Annotated in this window: 18 protein-coding genes and 1 riboswitch; of the genes, 8 read left to right on the forward strand and 10 right to left on the reverse strand. The window is 40.3% G+C overall.

Features of this window, described 5'->3' with window-relative positions; all coding sequences use genetic code 11:
* Position 1 precedes the first annotated feature (1 nt).
* Positions 2-1,180: an efflux RND transporter periplasmic adaptor subunit gene (locus GQR55_RS11440; protein ID WP_166420695.1), complete on the reverse strand. Its 1,179-nt coding sequence runs from the start codon at positions 1,178-1,180 to the stop codon at positions 2-4.
* Between the two features lie 170 nt (positions 1,181-1,350).
* Between GQR55_RS11440 and GQR55_RS11445 the strand changes: the two genes are divergently transcribed.
* Together GQR55_RS11445 and GQR55_RS11450 are read left to right on the forward strand one after the other, a co-directional pair.
* Positions 1,351-1,614 carry a YkgJ family cysteine cluster protein gene (locus GQR55_RS11445; RefSeq protein WP_166420696.1) on the forward strand — a complete coding sequence of 88 codons (264 nt, stop codon included), beginning with the start codon at positions 1,351-1,353 and terminating at the stop codon, positions 1,612-1,614.
* A gap of 206 nt (positions 1,615-1,820) precedes the next feature.
* Positions 1,821-2,291, forward strand: coding sequence for a hypothetical protein (locus tag GQR55_RS11450; RefSeq protein WP_166420697.1), 471 nt, complete (start codon positions 1,821-1,823; stop codon positions 2,289-2,291).
* A 107-nt stretch (positions 2,292-2,398) separates the two neighbouring features.
* On the opposite strand, the gene GQR55_RS11455 is transcribed toward GQR55_RS11450, so the two are convergent.
* Positions 2,399-4,273 carry a TonB-dependent receptor gene (locus tag GQR55_RS11455; RefSeq protein ID WP_166420699.1) on the reverse strand — a complete coding sequence of 625 codons (1,875 nt, stop codon included), beginning with the start codon at positions 4,271-4,273 and terminating at the stop codon, positions 2,399-2,401.
* 180 nt (positions 4,274-4,453) lie between these two features.
* On the opposite strand from GQR55_RS11455, the gene GQR55_RS11460 reads away from it, so the two are divergent.
* The gene (locus tag GQR55_RS11460) at positions 4,454-4,942 is read left to right on the forward strand and encodes a peptide-methionine (S)-S-oxide reductase (protein ID WP_166420700.1); all 489 of its coding nucleotides are present in this window, start codon (positions 4,454-4,456) and stop codon (positions 4,940-4,942) included.
* A gap of 300 nt (positions 4,943-5,242) precedes the next feature.
* Here the strand turns inward: GQR55_RS11460 and GQR55_RS11465 are convergent, their stop codons facing one another.
* The 4 genes from GQR55_RS11465 to GQR55_RS11480 all read right to left on the reverse strand — a co-directional run bounded on the left by GQR55_RS11465 (position 5,243) and on the right by GQR55_RS11480 (position 10,529).
* Positions 5,243-5,794, reverse strand: a complete 552-nt coding sequence (locus GQR55_RS11465) for a DUF4136 domain-containing protein (RefSeq protein WP_166420701.1) — start codon at positions 5,792-5,794, stop codon at positions 5,243-5,245.
* A 140-nt stretch (positions 5,795-5,934) separates the two neighbouring features.
* Positions 5,935-8,709 carry an ATPase gene (locus GQR55_RS11470; protein WP_166420702.1) on the reverse strand — a complete coding sequence of 925 codons (2,775 nt, stop codon included), beginning with the start codon at positions 8,707-8,709 and terminating at the stop codon, positions 5,935-5,937.
* Positions 8,706-9,254, reverse strand: coding sequence for a hypothetical protein (locus GQR55_RS11475; RefSeq protein ID WP_165728258.1), 549 nt, complete (start codon positions 9,252-9,254; stop codon positions 8,706-8,708). Before GQR55_RS11475 ends, GQR55_RS11470 begins: the two co-directional genes overlap by 4 nt.
* Before the next feature lie 3 nt (positions 9,255-9,257).
* On the reverse strand, positions 9,258-10,529 hold the full coding sequence (locus GQR55_RS11480) for a hypothetical protein (RefSeq protein WP_166420703.1): 1,272 nt from the start codon (positions 10,527-10,529) through the stop codon (positions 9,258-9,260).
* Positions 10,530-10,751: 222 nt separating this feature from the next.
* On the opposite strand from GQR55_RS11480, the gene nhaD reads away from it, so the two are divergent.
* Positions 10,752-11,999 carry a sodium:proton antiporter NhaD gene (gene nhaD, locus GQR55_RS11485; protein WP_007375803.1) on the forward strand — a complete coding sequence of 416 codons (1,248 nt, stop codon included), beginning with the start codon at positions 10,752-10,754 and terminating at the stop codon, positions 11,997-11,999.
* 101 nt (positions 12,000-12,100) lie between these two features.
* Positions 12,101-12,273, forward strand: a riboswitch (Lysine riboswitch).
* Positions 12,274-12,348: 75 nt separating this feature from the next.
* Complete coding sequence (gene lysC, locus GQR55_RS11490) at positions 12,349-13,752, forward strand: lysine-sensitive aspartokinase 3 (protein WP_166420704.1); 1,404 nt, start codon at positions 12,349-12,351, stop codon at positions 13,750-13,752.
* A 46-nt stretch (positions 13,753-13,798) separates the two neighbouring features.
* Here the strand turns inward: lysC and GQR55_RS11495 are convergent, their stop codons facing one another.
* Positions 13,799-14,557 carry a 4'-phosphopantetheinyl transferase superfamily protein gene (locus tag GQR55_RS11495; RefSeq protein ID WP_166420705.1) on the reverse strand — a complete coding sequence of 253 codons (759 nt, stop codon included), beginning with the start codon at positions 14,555-14,557 and terminating at the stop codon, positions 13,799-13,801.
* 141 nt (positions 14,558-14,698) lie between these two features.
* Here GQR55_RS11495 and GQR55_RS11500 point away from each other — a divergent pair, with 141 nt between their 5' ends.
* Entirely contained in the window at positions 14,699-16,021 is a 1,323-nt protein-coding gene (locus GQR55_RS11500; RefSeq protein WP_166420706.1) for a sodium-dependent transporter, read from the forward strand.
* A 95-nt stretch (positions 16,022-16,116) separates the two neighbouring features.
* On the opposite strand, the gene GQR55_RS11505 is transcribed toward GQR55_RS11500, so the two are convergent.
* Together GQR55_RS11505 and GQR55_RS11510 are read right to left on the reverse strand one after the other, a co-directional pair.
* Entirely contained in the window at positions 16,117-17,097 is a 981-nt protein-coding gene (locus GQR55_RS11505; protein WP_166420707.1) for a 2-hydroxyacid dehydrogenase, read from the reverse strand.
* 98 nt (positions 17,098-17,195) lie between these two features.
* Positions 17,196-17,768 (reverse strand): glutathione peroxidase, encoded by a 573-nt coding sequence (locus GQR55_RS11510; protein ID WP_166420708.1) that lies wholly within the window; start codon positions 17,766-17,768, stop codon positions 17,196-17,198.
* Positions 17,769-17,889: 121 nt separating this feature from the next.
* Between GQR55_RS11510 and GQR55_RS11515 the strand changes: the two genes are divergently transcribed.
* A complete protein-coding gene (locus tag GQR55_RS11515) occupies positions 17,890-18,771 on the forward strand; it encodes an NAD(P)-dependent oxidoreductase (protein ID WP_166420709.1) in 882 nt (293 codons plus the stop codon).
* Between the two features lie 224 nt (positions 18,772-18,995).
* Here GQR55_RS11515 and sbcB read toward each other — a convergent pair whose 3' ends face one another.
* Positions 18,996-20,441: an exodeoxyribonuclease I gene (gene sbcB, locus GQR55_RS11520; protein WP_166420710.1), complete on the reverse strand. Its 1,446-nt coding sequence runs from the start codon at positions 20,439-20,441 to the stop codon at positions 18,996-18,998.
* A 210-nt stretch (positions 20,442-20,651) separates the two neighbouring features.
* Here sbcB and GQR55_RS11525 point away from each other — a divergent pair, with 210 nt between their 5' ends.
* Complete coding sequence (locus GQR55_RS11525; protein ID WP_166420711.1) at positions 20,652-21,140, forward strand: hypothetical protein; 489 nt, start codon at positions 20,652-20,654, stop codon at positions 21,138-21,140.
* Positions 21,141-21,185 lie beyond the last annotated feature (45 nt).

The raw sequence follows: 21,185 nt of genomic DNA on the forward strand, positions 1-21,185 counted from the left end.
GCTATTCCTCTTTCAGCGCAAGTTGAGTAATGTCAGTTTTATTAGGCGCAATATCTTCAATTTTTACTGCCATACCTTCAGTTGGATACTCAAGTGCTGAGGTAATAATTTGCTCACCGTTTTTTAAGCCTTGGCTGGCTATAATCATCCCGTTTTGTTCGCGTATAATATTTAGCGTTTTAAATGATAATGTTAGATCGTCGTTTAAAATCACAATTTTATTATCTTTAACTAAATGGTGCGCAACAATAATTGCGTTATCAAGCGGGCGACCTTCAATTGTAGCGTTAATGTACGAACCAAAACGAAGTGGGCGTGTTTTATCGCCATAAGGTGTTGCAAGTTGTGCTACCAAATAGCTCATGCGGCTTGTTTGATCAACCACGCCTTCAGTGCGAATTACTTTGGCTTGCCACATTGTTTGCTTGCCCGCATATTCAGCGTTAAATGTAACGTTTGAACCTACGCCGCCATTTTTTAAATATTGCAGTTCTTGGTCGGCAACCGGTAAACGAACCTCTGCAACCGAGGTTGCGCTCAGTGCACCAAAGCTATTACCTGGGTTTACTACTGAACCTAAGCTAATTGTGCGCTCGTTAATAATTGCATCGTACGGTGCTTTAATATAAGTACGTTCAAGATTGCGGCTTGCACGTTTAACACTTGCTTGAGCAGAGCGGTAACGCGCGAGCTTTTCGGCTAATTGTGGTTTACGTAAATAAAGCTCTGATGCAATAGCATCGCTAGAGTCGGATTTAATACGCTCCCACTCAGCTTTTGCTACATGCGCTTGTGCGCGTTCTATTTCAAGTGCTGAGCTTGCTTGTGCTAAACCTGCTTGCGCTTCAATAAAGTCAGCCTCGTAATCATTTGCATCAATTCGTGCTAAAATATCGCCTTGCTTTACAAACGCACCTTCAACAAATTGATCTGACACCAAAATAACTTGCCCACTTACTTGTGCTATTAATTCTGTACGGTCTTTTGGTTTTACTATGCCGTACGATTTAACATCGAGCGTTATAGAATCTAAAAGTATGCTTTGAGTCGCAACTAAAGGGCGAATGTCTTGCTCAGGCTTTTCTTCCGGTGGCTTTTTCATGGCCATAAAGGCGAAAGCTAAAGCAATACCGCCTGCTAAAACTGCAATTGGGAGTATTATTTGTTTTGTAGTAGCCACAAGGCATTCCTTCATAATTGGTGGTGACAGAGCAATAATACGCAATAAAGTGTTTACAAGGCGTTTTAAGATGTAACAAAGCATTACATATGTGTATTGCAACTTAGCGTGTGGGCTAATTACGTTCCTAAAAAGGAATAAAAGTAAGTGTTTTTTATACAGAGGATATTATGAAAACCGAATCAATGACTTGCAGATTAGGCTGCGGTGCATGCTGTATTGCGCCAAGTATTAGCTCTCCAATACCAGGGATGCCAAACGGTAAAAAAGCCGGAGAGCGCTGTATTCAGCTGGATGAGCGTAATTTATGTAAGTTATTTGGTGATTCAAGTCGGCCTAAAGTGTGCAGCGATTTTAGCGCCACGTTTGATGTGTGTGGCTCAACAAATGCGCAAGCTCTAGCGCTTATTACAGAACTTGAGCAGTTAACTTAGCTGGTGGGTTTAATACACACATATTTACAAAGATTAATTAAAATAAAAAATTCTTTATAAATTATTAAAATAGTTTTTATCTAATTAATGATTAAATATTAGACATATTTAGTTTTGTTGCTAATATAGGAAAATGTGAAATGCTTTTATATTAGCTTTAGTTATAAATTATCTTGTGCAATATTAATTTTTAAAAGGAAAGAGAAATGAAAAATTTACTTACCGCTTTTACTCTAAGTGTGACTGTATTAGGTTGTTCAAACTTACCAATCAAAACTGATATTAAAGAAGATCATTTTCGATTCGAAAACTTTAAAAGAGAGCAGGGAGTAGAACGAGAATACGTTAACTTGATGTGCTATAACAAAAAACCTACACAATGGGCTGAACCAAAGCAGTATCCAAGTGGTCAGCATGATTTATGGGTAAAGGCGAGTGCTTCAAACCCTGATGTTTTAAACAGTCAAAAAGAAGCTTTTGTTAATTTTAACGTTAATTTAGATTCTGATAAAAGCTACATGCTAAATAGAAAAAGAGAGGGAGATAAAATTTCAATCTGGATACAAGAGGTTGAAACAGGTGCAGTTGTTTCCCCAGTTCTTACAGATGAACTTAGTCGCCCTCTACAAATTGATAATGAACTTAGAAAAAGACAATGTCGCTCTGGTTCAATATAAGTTGAGTAATCAAAATTTTTAATATTTAGTGCGCTGTATGTTTTTTACTAAATATTTATTCAGATACCTTTTTTAATAAAGAGGTATCTGAATACGATAACTCACATCTACCAACTATACGTTGCACTTAACGTATATTGCTCACCGCGTCCTGGTGTCCCTGGTATTTCCTCAAACGATTCATCCCATAGGTTATCCGCAGCAAAGGTAATAAATAGGTTTTTTAGTATCGGCGGGGTGATTTTAAGCGTTAGCTGAGTAAATAAAGCGTTATTGTCACCGTTTCTAAGTGCGTTTTCGTGCTGTGTACGCCACTCATTATCGACTCTAAATTCTAAAATATCAGTTGGATTCCAAACCGCGCCAAGTGTAAGGCGGTGATCAGGAAAGTTTAATGCATAAAAGCTGGCATCTATATCGGCAGCACCGTAGTTTTCTGATTTGTGCAAATAAGTGTAACTGGCTATTAATTTTGCGGTATCAAAGTGTTTAGTGGCTAAAAACTCTATGCCGGTAGTATTTATATCTACCGGGTTTGCAAAGCGCGCAGAGCTTGAATCAAAGTTATAGGTCCAATCGGTTAAGTTATCGTCTTTGCGATAAAAAATAGCCGAGTTTAGCTGCCAGCTTTGCTCTTCCATTAATAAACCTAGCTCTAAGTTTTTAGTGGTTTCGCGCTCAAGGGTGTAATTACTTCTAAATAAACCGCCAGAATCACTGCCGCCAATGGCGGTATAGCCCGCTACTTGGCTCGCCTGCGCGTACGATAAATAAAGCGTGCGATCAAAACCTTTACTGTTTTGTGTATTGAGCGTTACATCACCAATAAGTGACAGTTCAGAGTCGTCTCTATTTGTATCGTCAAACGCAGCACCTAAGCGAAATGTAAGTTGTTTATTACCCTCAAGTGCCATTTTATACTCTGGCAATACACTCACTTTATAATAGTTACGCGAGGTGAAATTGTTTTCAAGCGTGGTCGATTCAATTGAATCGTCAATAAACTGCACTGAGTAATTTACAGCAAATACATCACTTTGAGCATGGCGACCTGATAGTCCTAACGACTTAACTTCACTTTTATGAAATGCTTCAAATGCACTGGGATTTTCGCGAGAGTAAATATAGTGAGCGTTGTGCTTACGATAATAAGCCGACACTTCAAAATTACTATCCTGCGCATAATTTTGCTTATGGTTTAGCATTAATAAGCGTGTTTCTAGGTCTTCAGTTTCGTTAACGCCAAATGGGGTGTATAAATTTGGCCAACCAAAAAACTTATCTTGAGCACCAAAAAATAAATCTGTTTGAGATTGTGAGCCTAATAATTGAACACGACCAGCTGTACGCGTAAAATCGTGATCGCCAAAATCTATAGTTCCATCACTTTGTGAATGAGAATACTCCCCCTCAAAACCAAGCGTGTAGTTATTTAAGCTATTTAAGCTATCTAACTTAGTGCTTTTTGCGCCATGAATGCTTTGTAAATTAAAGTCATTAGTGCCAGTACCAAGCGATATGCTGCCACCGGTAACAATTGGCTTCCAACCAAACGATACTGTGCCCACAGAGCTATTCATACCGTAAAGTGCGTTATCAGCACCTGTTAAAATAGCGGGGCCGGTAAGCATTTGCGGTGCAATAGGAATTTCAGCAAAGTAATGACCAGACTGTGGGTCAAGTAAAGTAGCACTACCAACTCTAAAGCCGGTATTTTCAAAAATACCGCCGCGTATAGTTACATCAGCCTGCGCTTCAGCCATATTACGTGATTGCAAATCAACACGCGGGTCGTACTCTAAATTAGATATTGGAGAGTCAAATGTACCTACAGGGAGTTTATTTGCAGTGGGCGATGCCTCAACGGTTATTTGTTCGATTGCTGATGATTCTTCAGTTTTATTAGTTACAGCTTCGCCGTAAGCAAAACTGCTCACGCTGCATAGCAGGGCAGGGAATATAAAGTGGGGGATACGTTTCATGTTGTGTGTCTCATCTTTTTATATGCAGTTACGGTAACAATTAAACGCTAAACACATTTTTAAGGCGTGATAAAATAGCTAAATTGAACAACTGCGATTTTGAGCGCGATTGTACATTAATATCTTAAAAACTGCATTTGATACTCATTCGCAACGTTAACTAATTTGGTAAAATTTATTATGAATATAGAACAACAAGATACTATTTACTTTGCTGGTGGCTGCCTGTGGGGCGTACAAGAGTTTTTAAAGCATTTACCGGGTGTAATTAACACTGAAGCTGGGCGTGCCAATGGCACAAGTACCGATACGCAAGGTGAATACGATGGTTATGCAGAGTGCGTAAAAGTCATATATGATTCTGAAGTTGTTAGCCTTAATATGCTTTTTGACTACTTTTTTGAAATTATCGACCCATATAGCATTAATAAGCAAGGCGACGATGTAGGCCCCAAATACCGAACTGCCATTTATAGCAAAAGCCAAGATCATTTAAAGGTCGCTAGCAATTACATAAGGCAGCGAAGTGATGCCGATAAGATTGTGGTAGGGGTAGAGCTGCTAACTAACTACGTGCCAAGCGATCCTGAGCATCAAGACCGCTTAACTAATCACCCAGATGACTATTGCCACATACCGCTTGAGTTACTGCATAAGTATAAATCGTAAATTTAACACGGTGTTTTTGTAGACGTGCAGCTTGCAGACGTGACGAGCGTAGCTCGTAATTTGGAGTGAAATAAGCGCATAAAGATAATTAATTAGAAGCTGCGCTTCTCGCGCAAGCAAGCTTATCGCCTACAGATAAAATAAAGTTCAGCGTTTACAGGTAAAGATTAATCGGTGTTTTTTGTAGACGTGCAGCTTGCTGACGAGCGTAGCTCGTAATTACATAAGTCTGTAAGTCCTAAAAACAAGCACCCACAAAAAAGCTCACATAACGTGAGCTTTTTAAAAACTAACTAAAACTTACTGCTGCTTTTGCGGCGGGAAGTTACTTAAAATTTCGCTCACTGTTTTATTAATTGATGCTTCACGTTGTTCTGGCGATTGATTTTTCTTTAATCGACCTTCTTTCGCGCCGCGCCATACTAGCTGGTTTGATTCGCGGTCTACAATATCAATAATTAGTGTACCAACTTCGTATTCACGCGCAGTTGTATCACGTTGAAAACCAGTACCCCAATAACCCCAATGCGGGCGGTAGTTTACATTAAATGTATCTACTTCAAGCTCTTTATCAACCGATGCATGATAGTTAACAAGTACATCAGCTTGCGCTGCATCAACTAAGCTCATACCTAATGTTTGGCTCAGCTCTGCGTTAACGGCAGTGCGAACACGCTTTTCCATTAGGCCATTAATTTGATAGTTATTTGTGTCTTTAGTTAGGCTGGCGTTTTCTACCCAAGCAAATGTTTTAAAATTACTAAAGTTGGCTGATTTATCGTAATCCCAATCTGGGGTTTGTGTACAGGCTGTAAGTAGTGCTAGCGCTGCAACAATAAGTATGTTTTTCATTACGTTTGCTCCAATAAAATGCATTAATTTAAAATAACACACATAGTTTAAATGTGTGTTATTTAAACGTCCTAAATATTAGTCTAATTGTCAGGGCTGAACGACTAATTAACCTCTGTTAATTAGTCTCGATTCATTAGCTAATGTTCAACTTCAATCCAATCTTTTTCATCTACCCAGTTTTGTGCACCGTCTTTTACTGAGCGAATAGGCACAATATAGTCACAACTTATTTGCGGTTTAACTGAGGCGAATATAGGTACAAAGCCAAAGCTTAGCGCAGTTTCTATAATCGCTTTTTGATTTTGCGGATCGATATCAGCTGCTTCATCTATGTAAATGGGTATACGGTATAGGTTTTGTTCTTGGTCACTTAATAAGTAACGAATAAACAACATGCCACACAATAACTTAATCGTAATACGTGTGCCGTTAGAACCCGCCGAATCTATTTTTTCAAAATGCTCTGTTTCACCTGCGCGGTTAACTACTTCAAATCGAATATCAAATAAATCGGTCAGCGTTAAACCTGCTTTGTCTGAGGCGAGTTTAATTAAGTGATCTTTCGCTTCGTTTACCGCGCTTTCGCTGTATGGTTCTTGGCTCAGTAAATCAAGCGTGTCGCCTTGCTCAAACTGATGCGACGTGCTGATAATTGTATCTATACTATCCACCAGCATTTTGCGCGGTATTACGTTAATTTTAAACGCTTGCAGGTTTGAAATACGATGCTGACTTATGCCTTTATTAAAGCTGTTCATTTCGCGGCGAAGTCGGTCTAAATCTTCTCGCAAGCCTTTAATAGTGGCGGCCACTTCAGTAAGCGCAACGCGTGCTTGGCGCTCAACAGCGTCGCGTTCGTTATCAATGTTATGAAACGCGCTAATTAGCTTTTGGTATTTAGTATATTCGTCGTTTTCGTTGTCGAATTTAGTAATACCCGCGTTATATACATGCAAATAGGTGTTGCGCACGTTTATGTCAAAATTACGCAGCTCTTGGCAGTCTTTATTAAAGTGATGAACAAGATCGCTTAAGTTATCAAAGTCGACCGTAATATCAATCATGTACGGGGTTACTTTACCGCTGTATAAATCAAGGGTGTGGTCAATTCGCTCGCTTTTAACTTGGCGCAGGCGCTCTGTTTGGCGATTAATTTGCTCTTGTTTCGATTTAATTAACGAGCGGCGATCGGCAATTGAGCCACTATTTTTTTGAATATCTTGCAAGTAGTCGTCAACTTGTTCGCGCTCAGCTAATAATTGCTCTTTTAGCATGGCTTGCGCTTCGACTGACTGCTGCATTATATCAAACTGCTCTAAGCGTTTTAGGGCGCTCTCTGCGCTCATAAGCTCATCGTATAATTCGTCTTTTTCTTTTTGCTTGTCGGCAACGTTTGCAGCAACATCGCGCTGTTGCTTAAACTCTTTAAGTGAATGCTCAAGTGCACTTAGCTGAGCGGTTAATTGCTCTTTGTTTTCGCCGCTTTGCATTTGCACAGGCGAGAGCTTTTTAAGCTTAATGCTCGCACCTGGCAGAGTTAGTACACCGCCTTTAACGTTTTCGCTAAGTAGCGATAAAAATTCACCAAACGCGTCTTCGTCATCAATGGTTATATCGCCATTAGTGGTGGTTGCAAACGAGAGAATATCTGGGTTTAAAATCCGCGATATTTCTTCTACTTCTTTTAACGAGAGGTCTTCGCGCATACGGGTAAACAAATTAAACTCAAGGTTTTTAAGTTGCAGCTTTAAGCTCTTAATTTGTTTTTGTGTTTCGCTAATACGGTAGCCAAGCGTATGTAGGCTTTGCCCTTGTGCGCTGGTTATAGAGTGTGAAAGCGACTCGTAATCTTGCTTTAACTGAGTCAGGCTGGTTTTAAGGGTGGCTTTATTTACCAGTTCAAATTCGCTTTTAAGCGCATCGTAATCTAAAAACCACTGCTCAATTTGTGTTTGTCTGCGCTCTATATCGCGCGACTGCTGTACGTATAGGCTTTGCTTTTGCTCAAACTCGTGTTTTTCGTGCTCTATATCTTCAAGCGCTATACCCAGCTCGTTAAGTTGCGATTCTTGATAGGTATCAAAATCAATCAGTGCTTGGTCAATTTTAGGCGCATACGCCGCTAATTTACCTTTAAGCACGGTTTGGTTTTCAAGCATTGATTCAAGCGCGGCTATTGGCTCTTGCATTGACTCAAGGGCTTTTAATTCGCGTTTTGAGCGATTTACTTTATCAAACGAGCGACGCCATACTTCATAAAAGTCGACTTTAGAGTTCGACATATGGCGCTCAAACACACGTAGCATAAAGCGTTTTACGTCGCTTGCGCCTAATTTGTGTAAGTTAAGAATACGTCTAAATATTTCTTTATAAATAGAGGAGTCTTGCACATTATTAAGCGGGATCATTTTTAAGTTAATGTCGCCGTCAAATGGGGTTGCGCCGCCAGTAAGTAGCGCGTTTAACTCTTGTGCTTTAAGCTCAATAGGATTGTAGTTAAGCGATTTTAAATGGTTGAACAGCTTGGTAAATTTAATAATTGTTTTACCTTGCGTGTACTGCTCTAAATCAAGTTTACCTTGATAACAAAAGTACTGATGCGCGTAACCGGCAATTTTACCAAGCCCGGCAACGCCAATTACTACAGAGCCATGAGGCAAGTTGGCTTCGAGTAAAATGTACGACTGATCGGATGAAAAATAAAACTTTCGGGTTTCATCTAAATCGTGTCCGTCCCATTCTGTTAAGCGTAAATCGTTAATAAGTGGAAACTGCAGGGCGTTAATAACCGAGCTTTTACCTGTGTTATTTGGCGCGCAAATAGAGCTGCTTTTATCAAGCGGGATCACACATTTTGCATAGCCTGCGGTGTTAAGTAGGGCGAGTTTACTTAGTCCGTATAGATTTTTCATTCCTCGTCCTCTGTAATATAGGTTTCTTCGTTTACTTCCATGAGTGCATCTATGTAGCGGTGAATTGGCGCTTGTAGCATAAAGCCGCCTTCTACTTCACGGGCTAAACCTAAGCGCACCATGCGCAGGTATACGTCTTTACGCAGGTCCGATCCCGAAAATATCTCAAGCTGATCAAACAAATGTTTGTTAATTTGCACCAGCGTTTGCATAAGTTCTAAATCGTTTACGTCGTCAAACAATGCGCGCATTGGGTCTTTACCCGTATTGGCGTAGTGTTCAATTAAAATGTAAATAGTGAGCGCGATAGCGCGAGATATCTTGCCCATATTTGGTGTGCTTTCGTCGCTACCAAAATAATAAAATCCACGGCTGTCGCGTTTTAAATCGTTACCTAGGGCTGTAAATAGGGCGGTGTAGTCTTCTATGTGTTGGTCAAGCTCTTGCCACATTACGTTGTCTTGCTCGCAAATGTGATAACCCGCTACTAATTTTTTATTAATGGTTTGTAGATGGGTTAGCTCGTCTAAGTTTATGTGTGTCATGGTTTATTTACCTGCCTTTGAATCTGGCTGAGGCTCTGAATTAAATGGATATAAAGAAAAGTGCTGACCGGCAATTTTTACGCGGGCTTTTTCATCGCTTTGAATTATTTTAATATCGCTGTCGCTGACTAATTTTTGATACAAAAATAGCATTTCGTCGGCATCGAGATTTGGGTAGCTTTCGTCTAAAAATTGCAGCAAGGGCTGCGGTTTTTTGCGTTTTTTATTAAAGCGCTTAGCAAAGCTGGTTTTAACATCGTTGTAGTCAGGAATATTAGGCGTAACAAATGCAGGCACGTCTTGCTGGTCAGGCAATTGGTATTCTTCGTGTTCAAATTCAACCAAGCTTGCCATGTAAGCCACAATATGGCGTTGCTGACCAAGCGAATATCGCTGTGCGTCGCTTACAAAATGTGGCTGCACAGCACTTAACATGTTGTCTACGCCATTTTTACGCACAAGCCCAAGTACTTTGGCTGCTTGGCGAGTAATTAAGTTATTACGGCGTAACTCTTCGCGCAGCGGCATAAGCATATCGGCACTTTTACGTAAGCTTTCTCTACCCACTAAATGCATTTCGAGTATGCGTGTACGTAATTGCTCCAGCATGCGTTTGTCGTTGTAGGCTTTACCTGAGCGCTCAATGTGCAGTATTTGTTTACTTATTTGCTCTTCAATGAGGGTAAAACATGCATGAAACTCACCACGAATATCAACCATTTTAAGCATTGGCTCTATGTATTCGTCAAAGGCTTCTATTACCGCTTTATAACGCTTTTGCAGCGATTGCACCGCATTATTAGATTTAGCTTGTTCAACAATATTTAAAATGGCGTTTTCGTTGTGCGCATAGAGCTTCATTATTTTACGCACCCGATCATCCATAATACGGCTATAGCGGCGTAAATCGTCAAAGTCTTCTATTTCGCCAGCGTTATCTAGGCGATTACCTAAACGTGCAAGGTCGTCGACTAATACGCTAATTTCTTGCGCTAAGCCTAAATGTTCTTCTTGCAGTAAAAACGTAGCAAAGTCGGCAATGGCACGATTTATTTCAAGCTGCGATGATTTAGCCAGTGGAATTAAAATATCTTGGTTTAACAAACGATTTGTTTCTTTATAAATACGCTCGTTTGACCAAGTAGGCTGTTTTTGTTTAATGGCGTTTTGTACGTCTTTCAGGCTAAAGTCAGCCATTTTAAAACGTTTAAATAATAGCTCTAGTACACCCCAATGTTCAGTTATGGTGTTTAGTAGCTTTTTAGCTGGGATCATAAGAGGTTACAACATCCTAGTATTTTATTATTGAGTTCTTTTAGAAGACTCATTATTACGTATTTTTAATTAACCTTGTCTGTATATAGTATTCGTTTTTAAGACCATTTAATAATAGTTTTTGCATAGAGGCAGTGCTAAAATTCGCGCCGAAAATAGGCACATGAAATGGAATGTTATTTGTGTGTTCTTTAAAACTATATCAAAGGTTGTTTAACTACCATGGTTTCCTCGATTATTCTAACCCTGATAGCGATTGCATTTTTACTGATCGTTATAGAAGATATAATCCATGTCAATAAAGCTAAAACCACGCTGTTTTTTGGTACGCTTTGCTGGATTCTTCTTTTTATATACCCTCTACACGGGCAAAGCCCCGATACGATTCAACACCTTTTAAATGAAAATATTTTAGAAATCGCCTCGTTATGGCTATTTTTAATGGCTGCGATGACCTTTGTAGCGTATTTAAATTCAAAGGGGTTTATAGAAAATATTGTGCACCGTGTTATGCCAAAAAGTATTAGCGAAAAAAAGCTCATGTTTTTGGTGGGTGGTTTTGCATTTTTGTTTTCGTCGATTTCAGACAACGTAACAGCTACGCTTATATCGCTCGCGGTTGTTATGTCGTTAAAACTTGAACCTAAAAAGCTCATTAAATACGCCACGCTTATTGTGTTTGGGGTTAACTCAGGTGGGGTATCGCTAATAACAGGTGACGTAACCACACTGATGATATTTTTAGACGGCAAAGTAACCATTGCTCATTTATTACTACTTATAGCGCCAGCTCTTGCAAGCGTTATGTTGCTAGCCGCGTTACTATCTATCGGTATGAAAGGGCGTGTTGAGTTTGCTGGTGCAGGTAAAACCCGCATCGAAAAAACCGACATTACCATTGCTGTTATATTTTTATCTACCGTAGTGAGCACACTTATGCTGAGTGTAGTTTACAGCGTACCGCCTTTACTCACCTTTTTGTTTGGCTTATCAGTGATGTTTTTAGTCGCGCAATTTTTAATGCGCAAAAAAGACATTAACAAAGACATAATCGACTTTGTTCGCGATATAGAATACGACACATTATTGTTTTTTGTAGGTGTACTTTTACTTGTAGGCGCACTTAAAGAAATTGGTATGTTGAGTAAATTTACCGACCTATATACGGTAATGGCACCCGAGTACGCAAACTACTTAATGGGCATATTATCAGCAGGGGTCGATAACGTACCGCTTACTGCTGCTTTATTAAAAGCCGATATAGTAATGAGCCAACAACACTGGTTGTCGTTTACGTATGCAACGGGCGTGGGCGGTTCAATGCTTATCATTGGGTCGGCTGCGGGCATTATTGCCATGAGCAAAGTTAAAGCGCTTACCTTTATGAGCTACTTGCGTTTATCGCTGCATTTATTAATTTGCTACACCGTAGGTTATGCAGGCTCGTATTACATGGGCAGTTTTATTTGATGCATAAATTATTAAATGCTTGACAGCTAGACGTCTAAACGATAACTTTCAAAGCCCCGCTACTTAGTGGGGTTTTGTTTTATTAGCCACTGGTTAATAAAGCATTCAGAAGAGGTGCGATACTTAGGTACTTAATGTTAGGCGACGAATGCCGATGATCATTAAGGAGGGAAGTACTCGCCGAGGAAAATAATGGTACGTCGTCATTGTTTTTCGGTTTATGGGGCTGAATCCTCAAAACTGTCACCAATATAGGTGGAGAGCTTCTGGCAGTGGACTTATCTTCAAGCATTCCTTTGCCAAGTTCTTCTTGTTTTATTGCGATTTGGATATCGCGAAAGGAGACTAAATGACTACCCAATCAGCGCCACAAACAGTGCCTCAAACAGAGTTAAGCGCAAAATCAGATTACATCGTTGCCAAATTTGGCGGAACAAGTGTTGCCAACTTTGAAGCGATGAGTCGCTGTAGCGAAATTATTGTTGCAGATAAAAGCGTACGTATTGTTGCCGTGAGCGCTAGTGCCGGCGTAACTAACCACTTAGTTGCACTGTGCAAACCAAGTATTACCTCAAGTGAGCGCCAAGAGCATATAAACGGCGTGCTTGCTATTCAACACACTATTTTAGATGAGTTATCGCTAGATGCCGATTTAGCGGTTGGCTTTAACGAAACCCTAAAAGCATTTCAAACATTGGCTCAAGAGTCACTAACAACCGATCAGCAACACGACGAGCTACTTAGCTTTGGTGAGCGTTTGTCGTCTTATTTATTTGCTCAGGTGTTGCGTTTACAAGGTTTAAACGCCGATCGCTTTGATGTGCGCAAGGTGCTTAAAACCGACAGCCAATTTGGTAAAGCAACGCCTAATGTTGCAGCCACAGCGCAAGCCGCTAAAGAACATTTAATCCCGTTATTAGACGCTCAAGTAATTGTGACTCAGGGCTTTATTGGCAGTGACGAATACGGTCAAACAACAACGCTTGGACGTGGTGGTTCAGATTACAGCGCTGCACTTTTAGCTGAAGCAATTAACGCTAAAAGCGTGCATATTTGGACCGACGTAGTGGGTATTTTTAGCACCGACCCGCGTTTGTGCGCAAAAGCGACGCCAATTGCACGTTTAAGTTTTGATGAAGCCGCTGAAATGGCGACCTTTGGCGCAAAAGTATTGCACCCAGCGACTATTTTACCAGCAAGCCGTAGCCACATTAATGTGTTTGTAGGTTCTAGCCGAGAGCCAGAGCGTGGCGGTACATGGATTGAGCGCGAAAAATCGCAGCAACCAGGTATACGCGCAGTAACACAACGTAAAAACCAAATTTTGCTTACGCTTAAAAGCCCAGAAATGCTACTAGCAAGCGGCTTTTTAGCACGCGTGTTTACGCTATTAAGTGAATACAATATATCGGTCGATTTGGTAACCACATCAGAAATTAGCGTAGCTATAACCCTTGATAACGCGCAAAACGCATCGCGCCCAGAGCTTGATCAAGAATGCCTCGATAAGCTTGCAGAGTTTTGCCATGTGTCGGTAGAAAACAACCTAACATTGGTGGCACTTATTGGCTCTGAGATTCAATTACGCCAACACGAAATGAACTTAATGAGTGTATTAAAAGACTTTAACATTCGATTAATTTGCCACGGTGCTAGTAAGCACAACCTATGCTTTTTAGTAGAGCAAACTGAGTCAGATAACGTAGTACAGTCTATTCATAGCCGTTTATTAGAAAATGATTTTGCTGCGTAAGTAATCGTTATTCAGGAAAATCACCTAGTAAAGTTACTTAACAAAATCACTTAACAAAGTCGGTTAATAAAAAGCATCGCCAGTCGGTGCTTTTTTTATGCACCACACTCACATCAAAACAAACATTGCTGTTACTACTATCAACTACAGTAACGTTATTACTGCTAGCACTCAGCTTTGCACTATGTAATTCGTCAAACACATTAGGGCTAAGTAATTTTGCAATAGGGCGGCTGGTGGCTTTAGCAAGTGACTCTTTTAATGTCCAAATTCTAAAAAACGTATCTGCTTGGGCTTGGGTATTAGTAGGCTCAGTGATAAGTGTAATTTCATCATTATGATAAAAATGCTTAGCAAGCTTTTCAAACGGGCGCTTTAGGCTTACTTTTTCAATATCAAAACCAAACTCACTTTTATCAAGATTTAGCGCAACCCCAACTAAACCATGCGAGTGCGAAATACAGGTATTAATAACATCACCACTTACATGTATTTGCAGCTTTGAGCTTGCCTCGTCAAATTCGGTACTCATTTTATTAAGGGCTACGTGCGCATGTTGCGGCTGCGTTACTTTAATAAGGTGTTTTAACAATAACCGCGTCGCTAAATACTCTTGCTTAGCTGGCGGGCTTTTACGGCGGTTTATAATAGTTAATTCAAATGGGCTTAAGCAATCGGGCAAATTAAAGTCACTAAGCTCAAGTGTTTTAGCATTAAATAATAAAATACTGTTACTCGCTAAAGACAAATTTGCCAATTGAGTTGAAGTAATACTCAAGGTGTTTTTAAAATAGTGTTCAGTCATAAAAGCCCTAAAGCAAAAGAAGTCGCTGATATTGTGAGCGGTTAGTGCCACTAATAAAGGCTGGGTACAATTTTATTACTCAGCTGGCATGAAATATGGTTTAATTCACAATAATCAAAATAATAACAGATTTGTAGATGTATGGCACAAGTGCGTGATGGGTTTCAAAGCCGACTTGGTTTTGTTTTAGCCGCTGCTGGCGCAGCAGTGGGTTTGGGTAATATTTGGGGTTTTCCTACGCAAGCGGCCAACCATGGCGGCGGTGCTTTTTTACTGGTTTATTTTATTGTTATATTTTTACTTGCGCTTCCTGCGCTGTATACCGAACTTTATTTAGGTCACAAAGCACAAGCTAACCCGGTAAAAGCATTGGGCGACGCATGGCAAAACACTAGCCGTAAAGTAGGTGCAGCAGCCGGTTACATAGGTCTTGCGGGCGCAGTTGTTATGCTAAGTTTTTATTCAATAGTAGCTGGGTGGATGCTCTCATACGCTATTGAACCCATAACAACCTTTTTTGGGTTTACAGGCGCAAGCGAGTTTTTACATAGCGACTCAGTGCTGCGTAATTTTGTATTTACGCCGCTTATGCTTATTTTAACTGCCAGTATTATTTTAAAAGGTGTTAAATCGGGAATCGAAACCTGGTCGCGCCGTTTAATGCCACTGCTACTCGTATTGCTTGTTGGTTTGATTGCCTACATTGCAACACTTGATGGCGCAAGCGAAGGCTTTGCTGCGTATTTAATTCCTGATTTTAGCCAAATACTCGACCCTAATTTAATTATTGCCGCAATGGGGCAAGCGTTCTTTTCGCTCTCGTTAGGTGTAGGCTGTATGATGATTTACGGCTCGTACTTACAACCAGATGCTAATTTACCAAAGCTTACAGTAGGTGTTGCCTTACTCGATACCAGTGTCGCATTTTTAGCGGGTTTACTTATTATTCCTGCTATTTATGTGGCGCAGCACAACGGTGTAGAAGTATTTAGTGGCGGTAAACTGATTGGCGAAGGGCAACTTATTTTTGCTATTTTACCTGCGCTATTTAGCACCATGGGCGAAATTGGTTTATTAGTCGGTTTATTGTTTTTTGTATTAATGTCTATCGCATCGGTTACGTCAACTATATCGACCACCGAAATTCCGGTAGCGTTTTTAGTCGAAAATCACAACGTTAGCCGCACCAAAGCAACGTGGGCAGTAAGCGCTGTTGTACTTGTGTGTGCAAGCGCAATTATATTAAATTTTGATTGGTTATTTGGCTTAGTCATTATGCTATTTACCCAATACCAATTACCGCTTATGGGCTTATTTTACTTTATTACAGTAGGGTGGATGTGGCAGCGTGGTAATAAATTACACCAAGCAACAACCGGCGTACATTACTGGTTTGCTCAGTATATTCGTTTTGTTTGCCCAATATTAATGACCTTGGTATTTGCAAACGTCGCGTTTGGATAATTTTATCTGAGCCCTAAATTAGATTAATAAAGCGAAGTGAGCTTAAAACGCACTTCGCTTTTTTTGTGCCTATTATTTAGGTATAGCCAAGAACTTTATAAAACCTCATTAGTTAGAGGTTTACCTTCATTTACTTCAAGCGCGTTAAGTAGGGTTGTGTTTGCTATTTCGGTGAGTGCTTCTTGGGTAAAAAATCCCTGATGCCCCGTTACCAATACATTTTTAAAGCTCACTAAGCGCGAGAATATATCGTCTTGGTTTATTTCGTCGCTGTGGTTTTTAAAAAATAGCTCCGACTCTTGCTCGTAAACGTCAAGCCCCAGGTAACCTAGCTTTTTAGTTTTAAGCGCGCTAATACACGCGTTACTATCAAGCAATGCACCTCGTGAGGTGTTAATAAGCATAACGCCGGTTTTCATTTTACTAAACGCCTCGTCATTTATTAAATGATGAGTTTGCTCGGTAAGTGGGCAATGCAAAGAAATCACATCGCTTTGGCTAAGTAAGGTGTTTATATCGGTAATTGTATAATTGCCAGGTTGCGCGTAGGGGTCGCACACTAATACATTAGCGCCAAAGCCATTTAAAATGTTACACAGCGCAAGGCCAATTTTACCGCAGCCCACAATACCCACGGTTTTATTGTGCAAGTTAAAACCGAGTAATCCGTTTAAATCAAAATTGTCTTCGCGTACGCGGTTATATGCTTTATGCGTTTTACGGCTAAGCGTTAGCATAAGCGCTATACAGTGCTCAGCTACGGCTTCTGGGCTGTAAGCAGGGACGCGTAATACCTTTAATTTATGTGCTTTTGCTGCAGGTAAATCAACGTTATTAAACCCTGCACAACGTAGCAAAATAGTGTTTATGCCTTGGCTTGCCAATTGTTCAATAACAGTGGCGTTTACAGTGTCGTTAACGAACACGCATATGGCATCAAACCCGCTTGCTAAAATAGCGGTTTGTTCGCTCAGGGCTTGCTCAAAATACGTTATTTTTATATCACGCTGATCGCGTGTACTTTGTTCAAAAAAAGGCAGTTCGTACTTTTGAGTACTAAAAAAAGCAATGTTCATGGTAATAGCCTCGACGCTTAAGGAGTATTATTTATTACTAATACAATAAACTACTTTATAAACCTGTGCTTTAGTAGTGCGCATTTTATTGATTTAAATTAAGCCTTAAGCGGAGCCTTACTTGAGGTAAACAAAGGTATTTTTGAAGATACCTTTTTACCATCTTTAGCTGCGCTTAACTTTACGGCTTGCAGTAAGTTACTTTCGATTACTTGTTTAAGTGTTTCGGGTTTAGTGCGCGGTGCATAACGTGCAACAAGTTGCCCTTGTGAGTTAATTAAAAACTTAGTGAAATTCCACTTAATAGCACGGTTTTGCGAAATACCCCGCGTATGCGATTTTAAGTAATTAAACAACGGGTGCGTTTCTGGCCCGTTTACCATTACCTTACCAAACACCTCAAACGACACATTAAATTGCTCTTGGTAAAAGTCTTTAATGGCTAAATTATCAAGCGGCTCATTTTGGCCAAACTGGTTACAGGGAAACGCAAGTACAGTAAAACCATGGCCTTTGTATTGCTGATAGAGCTTTTCGAGCGTATTTAATTGCACCGAAAAATTACACTTACTCGCTGTATTAACAATAAGTACGGTTTTGCCCTGTAACTGGCTAAGAGAAAAATTTTCGCTGTTAAAAAGTGGTGCATTAAATTGATAAATACTGTCCATAGGTTACCTACTTACCTTTCCTGCTAAGGAAATTTTATAAAGACTTTCATTCGCTTTTTTATCGACCGGTTGACATAATCGAGGTCTAGTTTCTAAGTTATCAGTTTAATAGGTCATTTTTATGTCAATGAAAGTCGCATTTATAGGTTTAGGCGTAATGGGTTACCCAATGGCGGGGCATTTAGCAAAAGCAGGGCACAGCGTATGCGTTTATAACCGCACTCACGCTAAAGCACAGGCGTGGACTGCAGAACATTCAGGAAGCTTTGCACCGACCCCGCGCGAAGCTGCCAGCAATGCTGATATCGTATTTATGTGTGTTGGTAACGATGACGATTTACGCTCAGTAGTGTATGGCGACGACGGCGTGTTAGCGGGCATGTTGCCGCACACTGTTTTGGTTGATCACACCACAACCTCAGCTGAAGTAGCACGCGAAGTGGCTGCAAAAGCGGCTCTGCAAAATATCGACTTTATAGATGCACCAGTATCAGGCGGACAAGCTGGCGCCGAAAATGGTGTATTAACAGTAATGGCGGGTGGTAGTGAAGCTGTATTTGCTAAAGTGCAGCCAGTTATGGCGGCGTTTAGTCGTTTTAGCCAACTGTTAGGCGGCGTAGGCTCGGGACAACTTTGTAAAATGGTTAATCAAATTTGTATTGCTGGCGCAGTACAAGGTTTAGCTGAAGGCTTACATTTTGCTAAGCAAGCAGGGCTTGATGGCGAAAAAGTAATTGAGACTATTTCTAAAGGCGCAGCCGGTTCGTGGCAAATGGAAAATCGCTATAAAACAATGTGGGCGGGTGAATATGAGTTTGGTTTTGCCGTAGATTGGATGCGTAAAGACTTGGGCATTGCACTCGATGAAGCTAAAAATAATGGCGCAACACTCCCAATGACTGCAACGGTCGATCAATACTACGCCGACGTTCAAGCACTTGGCGGCGGCAGATACGACACCTCAAGCTTACTAGCACGCATTGAAGCGCTACATAAAAAGTAACAGCTTTGCACATGTTAAAAATTAAAAGCTGCGCTTTTCACGTGAGCAAGCTCTACGTCTACCACGGTGGTATAAATTTACGCCTATTTTGTAGGCGCCAAGCTTGCTTGCGTGATGGGCAAAGCCCATAAAAATTCAAACAAAAAACGCGACGCTTTATTACTAAAACGTCGCGTTTTTCATGTGTTATACATACTAACTAATCTAAACAAACCTAAACCAAATTACATGCTTTGAGCGTAGTTATACAGCGCCTTTAAAATTGTAAGATTTTTTTCGCTGTCGTCATGTTCATGCGCTAGGTTTTCAAGGGTGATCATAAAATCTTGCGCGTTAATCGATGGTTGATCTTCCCCGTGCATTAACTTGTTTTGGCAATACTGACGCCATTGATCAAGTTCTTGCTGGTTTAGTGTTTCTGGCCAGTTACGAGCGCGGTATCTAAACAATAACGTATTAAACTTTTTATCTTCAAAATCTAAATTCAACCCAGCCAAATCATCTGGTTTTGCATCACGAATAATCGCAAATTTAGCCTTGTCGGCATGGCTTGTAAACCCATCGTAAAGTAAGTAGTCAACGTTAGTAGTGGCGCTGTAATCGCCTTGCTCGTTAAACACTTCCGTTACTTTATCGCGAAGCTCGGTATTGGCTTTTAAAATAGCTAAGTTAGCTAAGCACTGCTCACGGTCAATCCCAAGGCGGGCGGCGTTTTCAGGCAATAATGTTTTAGCTGGGGCTAAAATAGGGCACTTGTTTAAATGCACTAGTTTTAAGCCAACAGGTAAATCGTCTTCGGCTAAATCTACACGTTTGGTGTATAAGCGTTTGCGTAACTCTTCTACGTTTAAATCAATGAGTACTTGCGGGTTTTGAGTTAAATCAAAACAAATAACCGCGTTTTTATTTACCGGATGAAAGCTCATTGGTGCAACCCAGCTTGTACAGCCCTGTGTTGCAGGTATGCGCGACGTGGTATGCACCAGCGGCGTCATGTTAAATACATCAACCAATTCAGCGAGCGCTTTTTTGCCACGCAAACCAAAAAAGAAGTTATATAGCTTTGGCTGTTTTTCTTTTATTAGCTTAGCCAGTGCAATAGTGGCGGTTACATCGCTTAGTGCATCATGCGCAGCGGCGTGTTCAATACCATTGGCTACGGTTAAATGCTCTAACTTAAAGCTTGGACTACCGTCTTCTTTTAACGGCCATTCAATGCCTTCAGGGCGTAGCGCGTAACAAGCACGTACTAAATCAATAATATCCCAGCGGCTGTTATTGTTTTTGTATTCGCGCTCATATGGGTCGTAAAAATTACGGTAAAAGCTATAACGGCTTACTTCGTCATCAAACCGAATACTGTTATAACCGGCAACACAGGTGTTTGGTACACTAAATTCGGCATGAATTTTTGCTATAAACTCAGCTTCAACTAAGCCTTTTTTCATCGCCACTTGTGGCGTAATACCCGTAATTAAACACGCCTCAGGGTGGGGCAAGTAATCCGCTTGCGGCTTACAATACTCAATAAGCGGCTCGCCAATAATATTTAAATCAAGATCGGTACGAACACCTGCAAACTGGCTCGGCTTATCCTTTTGTGGGCTTGCCCCCCACGTTTCGTAGTCGTGCCAATAGATTGTTGCTTGATTTTGCTCTTGATATGCCATGCTGAAAACCCTGAGTAGTTAACTTAAAAGCACCTAAATACGCGCCAAGTTACTAAAATAATGAATTATTTAGATTATGGCATATGGGCGAGGGAGTTTATAGGTTAGGGGGACGATTTCTAATAAAGGTTGTTTTTTTAGTCAAATAGGTACAGTATTTTATTTATATAGTTTAAACAATGGATTTAAGCTGAATATTAAAGGGTATTTATGACTAGTACTGTACACAACCCAGATCAGTATATGTATGATTTTCAACATATATTAACTCACAGTAAAAAGAAAATAGGTATATTAATTGGTGCAGGCGCGCCTGTAAGTATAAATGTAGGCGGAGACACTTGGGAACCATTAATTCCTGACATAGCCGGTCTAACAGAGATTGTAAAAGATAAATTAGAAGGAAGCGAAAAAGCAGCCTTTTTGGAAATTGAAAAATCATTAGAAAGTAAAAATATTGAGCTTGTTCTTTCTCGAGTTAGATCTTTAGCTGAGGTTATAGGTATAGCAAATGTTTATGGCTTAAATGCAAATGGTTATGAATCATTATCAGCGAACATTTGCAGGATAATTAAAGATGTAGTCGATAAATCCTTACCTAAAAGTGAAAACCCTTATTCGCATCTTATTTCATGGATTAATGGAATAAGAAGGGATTATGCCGGCGTTTTTCAAGACAGTTGTCGCCTAAATTGTTAAGCAGCTTCTTTGTGTTGCTCTGGATTTAACTCCACAGCGCCTATT

The sequence above is a fragment of the Pseudoalteromonas sp. Z1A8 genome, from assembly GCF_011378855.1.
Lineage (GTDB): Bacteria > Pseudomonadota > Gammaproteobacteria > Enterobacterales > Alteromonadaceae > Pseudoalteromonas.